The sequence below is a fragment of the Azospirillum sp. B4 genome, assembly GCF_000333275.1.
Taxonomy (GTDB): Bacteria; Pseudomonadota; Alphaproteobacteria; order Azospirillales; family Azospirillaceae; genus Nitrospirillum.
Window position 1 is genome coordinate 1 of sequence record NZ_BACU01000230.1, and the last position, 6,132, is coordinate 6,132.

Here is a 6,132-nt window from a genome sequence, read left to right on the forward strand (position 1 = left end):
GTGGATGGCGTCCTGCGGCGTGCGGATGCGCACCTCGGTCCCGTTGACCAGGATTTGCCCCTCATCGGCCTGGTAGAAGCCGTAGAGGATGCTCATCAGCGTGGACTTGCCGGCGCCGTTCTCCCCCACCAGGCCATGAATGGACCCGGCGCGGATGCGCAACGAGACCGCCTTGTTGGCGTGGACGGGGCCGAAGCGCTTGTCGATACCCACCAGTTCCACGGCCCAGGGGCCCGGCTGCGTCGGCGGGGGGGAGGGGGGGGGAACGGTGTGCGACACGGGGGGCGGCGATCTCTGGTGACGGTCCCATGCGGGGCCTGGGGCGGGGGAGGGGCGGCCTGGGGGTGGGGTCAGTACTTGCAGCCGTTGGTTTCGTCGTAATTGGCGACCTTGCGGGTGCCGGCCTGGATCTCGGCCGAGGCCGCGTCCAGCCTGGCCTTCATCTCCGGCGTCACCAGCTTGGCGTTGTACTCGTCCAGCGCCCAGCCGACACCGTCCTCTTTCAGGCCCAGGGTGCGCACGCCCGCCTGCCAGGTGCCGCCCTGCGCCGCCTTGATGGCGTTGTAGGCGGCCACGTCCACCCGTTTGACCATGGAGGTCAGGACGGAGCCGGGGAACAGGTGATTCTGGTTGCTGTCGACGCCGATGGACAGCTTGCCGGCATCCTTGGCGGCCTGCAGCACGCCCATGCCGCTCTGCCCGGCGGCGGCGAACACGACGTCCACGCCCCGGTCGAACTGGCTTTTCGCCAGCTCCCCGCCGCGGGTGGGGTCGGACCAGGCCGCCGGCGTGGTGCCCACCATGTTGGCGATGATGCGGTCATCCGGCGCCACGGCCTTCACCCCCTGCTCATACCCGCATTCGAATCGGCGGATCAGGGGAATGTCCATGCCGCCGACGAAGCCCACGGTGGCGGTCTTGCTGCTCAGGGCCGCCAGCATGCCCACCAGGTAGGACCCCTCCTGCTCCGAAAACAGGATGGACTGGACGTTGGGAAGGTTCACCACGCCGTCGATCAGGGTGAATTTGATCTCCGGGAACTCCTTGGCGACCTTGGCCACCGCCGGCGCCTGGCTGAAGCCCACGGCCAGGATGATGTCGGCGCCATGCTCCGCCAGGCGGCGCAGGTATTGCTCCCGCTGGACGTCGTTGCTGATCTCCAGCGCCTTGTAAGTGACGCCCGTTTCGCGGCGGAAGCGCTCGATTCCGGTCAGAACGCCTTCGTTGAAGGACTTGTCGTACTTGCCGCCATAGTCGAAGACCACGCCCGGAAAGAAGGCCGCCTGCGCCCCCAGGGCGGGGACCGACAGCGCGCAACTCAACAGGGCGGCCGCCGCCAGCGCCGCGCGGATCGCTTTACTCATTAAGGGTCCCTGCCTCCGTGCGGCATTCTCTTGGACGGTGGCGATCGGATGGCCGCACCGCCTGCTCCTCCGAACCTAGTCCATTTCCCAAGGTTCCGGCAAGCCGGGGGCAAGGGGGCGGGGCAAAGGGGGAGCGCTTGGAATGGCACCGTCGCCGATCCTGACCAAATGGTCAAGGTTGGGCGCGATGGGCGCCCATCGCCATGTACGGTTGCAGCCGTATTCGCCGTCCGGTGGCGGCGGCATGCGACACTTTCATTAAAGGGCGGGATCCAACGGATTTCCTGGTTGAAACGGGGGGCGGCTGGCGGGCACTCTGCCGCGCAATTCCGACAGCCCGCGCCCGAGACGACGCCCCATGAGCCGGTTCAGCCCGATTCCCGACGCCACCCGCCGTGCCCTGCTGAAGACCTTCGGGGCGGGGGCCGCCACGGCCTTCCTGTTGCCGTCGTCCGCAGGCTCCGCCCTGGCGCAGGCCGCCTTTTCCAACGACCCCTTCTCGCTGGGCGTGGCCTCGGGCGATCCCTCGCCCGACGGCTTCGTGCTGTGGACCCGGCTGGCGCCCGACCCGCTGGCCTTCGGTTACGGCATGCCCAAGCGCCCGGTGGAGGTGGATTGGGAAGTGGCGACGGACGAACGTATGCGCAACATCGTCCACCAGGGCACCGAGGTGGCGCGGCCGGAGCTGGGCCACGCCGTCCATGCCGAGATCGGCGGCCTGGAACCGGGGCGCGACTACTACTACCGCTTCACCGTGGGGGCGGAGCGCAGCATGGTGGGCCGCGCCCGCACCGCCCCGGCCCTGGGCGCCAAGGTGGACCGGGTGCGCCTGGGCGTGGTGGGCTGCCAGAATTATGAGGACGGCTACTACACCGCCTTCCGGCACCTGGCGGAGGAACGGCCCGACTTCGTCTTCCACTACGGCGACTACATCTACGAGAACCGGGTGCGCGCGCATGAGACCAGCCGTTACTACGGCGGCCTGGCCCAGCCCACGGCGCGCCACCACATCGGTGATGAGCCCTACTCCCTGGACGAGTACCGTCGCCGCTACGCCCAGTACACGCTGGACCTGGACCTGCAGCTGGCCCGCGCCGCCTGCCCCTGGCTGGTGACCTGGGACGACCACGAGGTCGACAACAACTGGACGGGCAGCACCGACGGCGCCGGTATCGCCCCGCCGGAATATTTCCTGCTGCGCCGCATGGCCGCCGCCCAGGCCTATTACGAGCACATGCCGCTGCGCCGCGCTTCCTGGCCCAAGGGGGCGGACATGCAGATCTACCGCCGCGCCGCCTTCGGCAACCTGATCGACCTGCACCTGCTGGATACCCGCCAGTTCCGCACCGACCAGCCCTGCGGCGATGGCTTCAAGCCGGCCTGCGAGGGGCAGGACGATGACGACGCCCAAGTGCTGGGGGAGGAGCAGGAGCGCTGGCTGTTCGACGGGCTGGATCGTGGCCGCGCCCGCTGGAACATCATCGGCCAGCAGGTGATGATGATGACCATGAACCGTGAGCCCTGGCACGGCCCCATCTTCAACATGGACAGCTGGGAAGGCTATCACCAGCCGCGCCAGCGCCTGCTGCGCCACCTCAATGACCGCCGGCTGAACAACGTGGTGGTGCTGACGGGCGATGAGCACCAGAACTTCGTGGGCGACCTGAAGACCGACTTCCACAGCGACAAGGCGCCCGTCATCGCCACCGAGTTCGTCGGCACCTCCATCAGCTCCGGCGGCGACGGGGCGGACAAGCGCCCCCGCCATGAGGAGGTCATGCGCGGCAACCCGCACATCCGCTTCATGAACGACCAGCGCGGCTATCTGCTGTGCGACATCGGGCATGACAAGCTGACGGCCAACTTCCGCGTCATGGACCACGTCACCACCCCCGGCGGCGCCATCAGCACCCGCGCCAGCTTCGTCGTGGAGCCCGGCAAGCCAGGGGCGAAGCCGGCCTGACCGGGGCCGCGCTACGCCGCCTCCACCCTCAGCGCCGTGCCGTCCACCCCCACCACGCGGACGGGGGCGCCTGCCGGCAGGCCGTCGGGGCCGTGGACGATCCAGGCGCCGTCGTCCAGGCGGGCGCGGCCCTGGCCGTTGGCGATGGCGGTCTCCAGGGTCAGGACGCGGCCCAGGTACTGGCTGGTCCGTTCGTTCAGGGGCGGGCCGGCGGGTGCCACCTCATTGAGGGCGGTGCGGCCCAGCCAGCGGCGGGTGGCCAACAGCAGGACAGCGGCCAGCACGGCGAACAGCACCGCCTGGCCCACCAGGGTGAAGGTCGGGATGAGGAACAGCACCGATCCCACCAGCACCGCCGCCACCCCCAGCCACAGCAAGCCGAAGCCGGGGGTGACCATTTCCACCAGCGCCAGGGCGACGCCGGCCGCCCACCAGTGCCAGGCGTGGGGTGTCCATGTGCCGAACTCAGGCATGCGCGTCCTCCCTCAGCTGCCGGGCGTGGTCCAGGGACCGGGCGGCGGTGCCGGCGGATCGGGGCGGCGGGGGGCCGGGCGGGGCGGGGTGCCCGCCGGCAGGCCGGCGAAGCTGTCCTTGGCCAGTTCGGCGATGCCGCCCAGGGCGCCCAGGATGCCGGTCGATTCCATGGGCATGAACAGGATCTTCTGGTTGGGCGACGCGGCGAAGCTCTTCAGCGCATCGACATAGCGTTGGGCGATGAAGTAGTTGACCGCCTGCACGCTGCCGCCGGCGATCGCCTCCGACACCACGCGGGTGGCGGTGGCCTCCGCCTCCGCCAGGCGCACGCGGGCCTCCGCCTCGCGGAAGGCCGCCTCCTTCTTGCCTTCGGCCTGCAGGATGGCGGACTGCTTCTCGCCCTCCGCGCGCAGGATGGCGGACTGGCGCTGGCCCTCCGCCTCCAGGATCAGGGCGCGGCGTTCCCGTTCCGCCTTCATCTGCCGGGCCATGCTGTCCACCAGGTCGCGCGGCGGCTGGATGTCGCGGATTTCCACGCGGGTGATCTTCACGCCCCAGGGGTGGGTGGCGGCGTCCACCACGGTCAGCAGGCGCGCGTTGATGGCGTCGCGCTGGGACAGCAGCTCATCCAGGTCCATGGAGCCCATGACCGTGCGCAGGTTGGTCATGGTCAGGTTCAGGACGGCGCGGTCCAGGTTGCGCACCTCGTAACTGGCCTTGGCGGCGTCCAGCACCTGGAAGAACAGCACGCCGTCCACCGTCACCATGGCGTTGTCCCTGGTGATGATCTCCTGGGACGGCACGTCCAGCACCACCTCCTGCATGGTCTGCCGGGCGCCGATGCGGTCGAAGAAGGGGACGATGATGGCCAGGCCGGGCTTCAGGGTGCGGGTGTAGCGCCCGAACCGCTCCACCGTGTATTCCATGCCCTGGGGCACGGTCTTGATGCCGCTGTAGACGAGAACGATGGCGAAAGCCAGGACGGCCAAGGCGAACACGCCGAAAGGCGACAAGGCGTCTCTCCCGCTTGGTGGCGCGGGGGAACCGACGCGCCGGCCCCCCTTTGCCGCGCATCATGCCATAAGGCGGGTGCCGCCGCCTGGGATTTATCCCGAGGGTTGCGCCCCTATGCCCGCACCCCTACCCCTGCACCAACGCCATCCAGCGCGTCTTGGCGGTGGCGTAGGTGGCGTCGCCTAGCACGCAATCCAGTTGCGGCAGGCGGGTGATCAGGGGCTGGTTGGGCACGTCGCCCGCCATCCAATCCCGGCCGAGCTGCCGGATCAGGGCGACCTGCCCCGGTTCCACCGCGTCCGCCGGCAGGGCGGCCACCTGGGCGAACCGGCCGTTGGCCAGGCCTGGCGGTGCCGTCCAGACCCCGTTCCGCAACACCGGCTGGACGGAAACGTTCAGGCGCACCAGCCCGCCCAGGGCGGCTGGGTCGGCGCCCGCCAGGCGCTGGGCCATGATGTGGGCCTCCAGGCTGGCGGTGTCGGGCGGGTCGTCCAGGGTGGTCTGGGCCAACAACGACAGATCGCCCAGGGCGCCGCGCATCCCCACTGGTTCCGCCAGATCGGCGGGCGGCTGGCTGGTGTTGGTCACCGGCGCGTGACGGGTGGTGCCGCTGCCCAGGCTCAGTATCTGTAGGCCGGTGGCACCGCCCGGCTGGGCCAGCGCCTCCATCACCGCCAGCATCACTGGGTTGTTGCAGCCGGTCAGCCCGCCGTCCCAGTACAGGCGCCCCTCGCACCGGGCGGGTTCATCGAAAAAGGTCACGGGCGCGGTGCTGCTGGCGCTGATGACCTCCGCCAGCGGGGCTGTGGCGGCCTGCGGTTCCGTCACCGCCGTCGCCATGCCGGCATAGCTGCGGAAGATCACGGCCCGCCGCTGGGCATAATCGAACGCTGGGATGAACACCTTGACCGGCGTGCCGCCGCGCCGCGCCGGGGGCAGGGGCAGGCGGGCCATGGGGCGGGCGGACAGGGCCAGGGGGCGGATCTGGCCGTTTACGGTGGCCGGGATGGGCGGCACCAGGCTTGGGTCGTCCAGCAGGGCGATCAGACCGGCCAGTTTGCCCCGGGTGCTGTATTGAGCCCCTAAGCCCAGGCCGGCGATGACCTGGTCCAGCGTCATCGCCGTCACCAAGATCGTTCCCGGCAGCACCCAGACCCTGGATGAAGTGAAGCCCAAGCTGGTGGAACAGGTGAAGGCCGAGCGCGCCACCGACCAGTTGTACGACCTGTCCAACAAGCTGGACGACGCCATCTCCGGCGGCGCCTCGCTGGAGGAGGCGGCCAAGAAGGGGACGCGACGGTGGTCAAGTCGCGCCGA

The 6,132-nt window shown here is 69.7% G+C and carries 6 protein-coding genes and 1 pseudogene; 2 read left to right on the forward strand and 5 right to left on the reverse strand.

Annotated elements, in window-relative coordinates; genetic code table 11:
- Window positions 1-279, reverse strand: a 279-nt coding sequence (locus tag I55_RS09720; protein WP_148293657.1) for an ATP-binding cassette domain-containing protein, incomplete at its 3' end; no start/stop codon positions are given.
- A 71-nt stretch (window positions 280-350) separates the two neighbouring features.
- Window positions 351-1,364 (reverse strand): BMP family protein, encoded by a 1,014-nt coding sequence (locus tag I55_RS09725; protein ID WP_044560336.1) that lies wholly within the window; start codon window positions 1,362-1,364, stop codon window positions 351-353.
- Between the two features lie 358 nt (window positions 1,365-1,722).
- Between I55_RS09725 and I55_RS09730 the strand changes: the two genes are divergently transcribed.
- Window positions 1,723-3,327: an alkaline phosphatase gene (locus I55_RS09730; protein WP_044560337.1), complete on the forward strand. Its 1,605-nt coding sequence runs from the start codon at window positions 1,723-1,725 to the stop codon at window positions 3,325-3,327.
- A gap of 11 nt (window positions 3,328-3,338) precedes the next feature.
- On the opposite strand, the gene I55_RS09735 is transcribed toward I55_RS09730, so the two are convergent.
- The 3 genes from I55_RS09735 to I55_RS09745 form a co-directional block, all read right to left on the reverse strand.
- Window positions 3,339-3,800, reverse strand: a complete 462-nt coding sequence (locus I55_RS09735) for an NfeD family protein (protein WP_044560338.1) — start codon at window positions 3,798-3,800, stop codon at window positions 3,339-3,341.
- 12 nt (window positions 3,801-3,812) lie between these two features.
- Window positions 3,813-4,814 (reverse strand): SPFH domain-containing protein, encoded by a 1,002-nt coding sequence (locus I55_RS09740; RefSeq protein ID WP_044560339.1) that lies wholly within the window; start codon window positions 4,812-4,814, stop codon window positions 3,813-3,815.
- Window positions 4,815-4,941: 127 nt separating this feature from the next.
- On the reverse strand, window positions 4,942-5,934 hold the full coding sequence (locus I55_RS09745; RefSeq protein WP_044560340.1) for a hypothetical protein: 993 nt from the start codon (window positions 5,932-5,934) through the stop codon (window positions 4,942-4,944).
- Here I55_RS09745 and I55_RS36970 point away from each other — a divergent pair.
- Window positions 5,915-6,132: pseudogene (locus tag I55_RS36970) on the forward strand (hypothetical protein); the annotation flags it as partial. The gene I55_RS09745 and the pseudogene I55_RS36970 sit on opposite strands and share 20 nt — an antisense overlap.

What these genes read in the sequence shown, in the direction of transcription:
- I55_RS09735 (WP_044560338.1), bottom strand. Translation starts at nt 3,800, where the DNA reads ATGCCTGAGTTCGGCACATGGACACCCCACGCCTGGCACTGGTGGGCG.
- I55_RS09725 (WP_044560336.1), bottom strand. Translation starts at nt 1,364, where the DNA reads ATGAGTAAAGCGATCCGCGCGGCGCTGGCGGCGGCCGCCCTGTTGAGT.
- I55_RS09745 (WP_044560340.1), bottom strand. Translation starts at nt 5,934, where the DNA reads ATGACGCTGGACCAGGTCATCGCCGGCCTGGGCTTAGGGGCTCAATAC.
- I55_RS09730 (WP_044560337.1), top strand. Translation starts at nt 1,723, where the DNA reads ATGAGCCGGTTCAGCCCGATTCCCGACGCCACCCGCCGTGCCCTGCTG.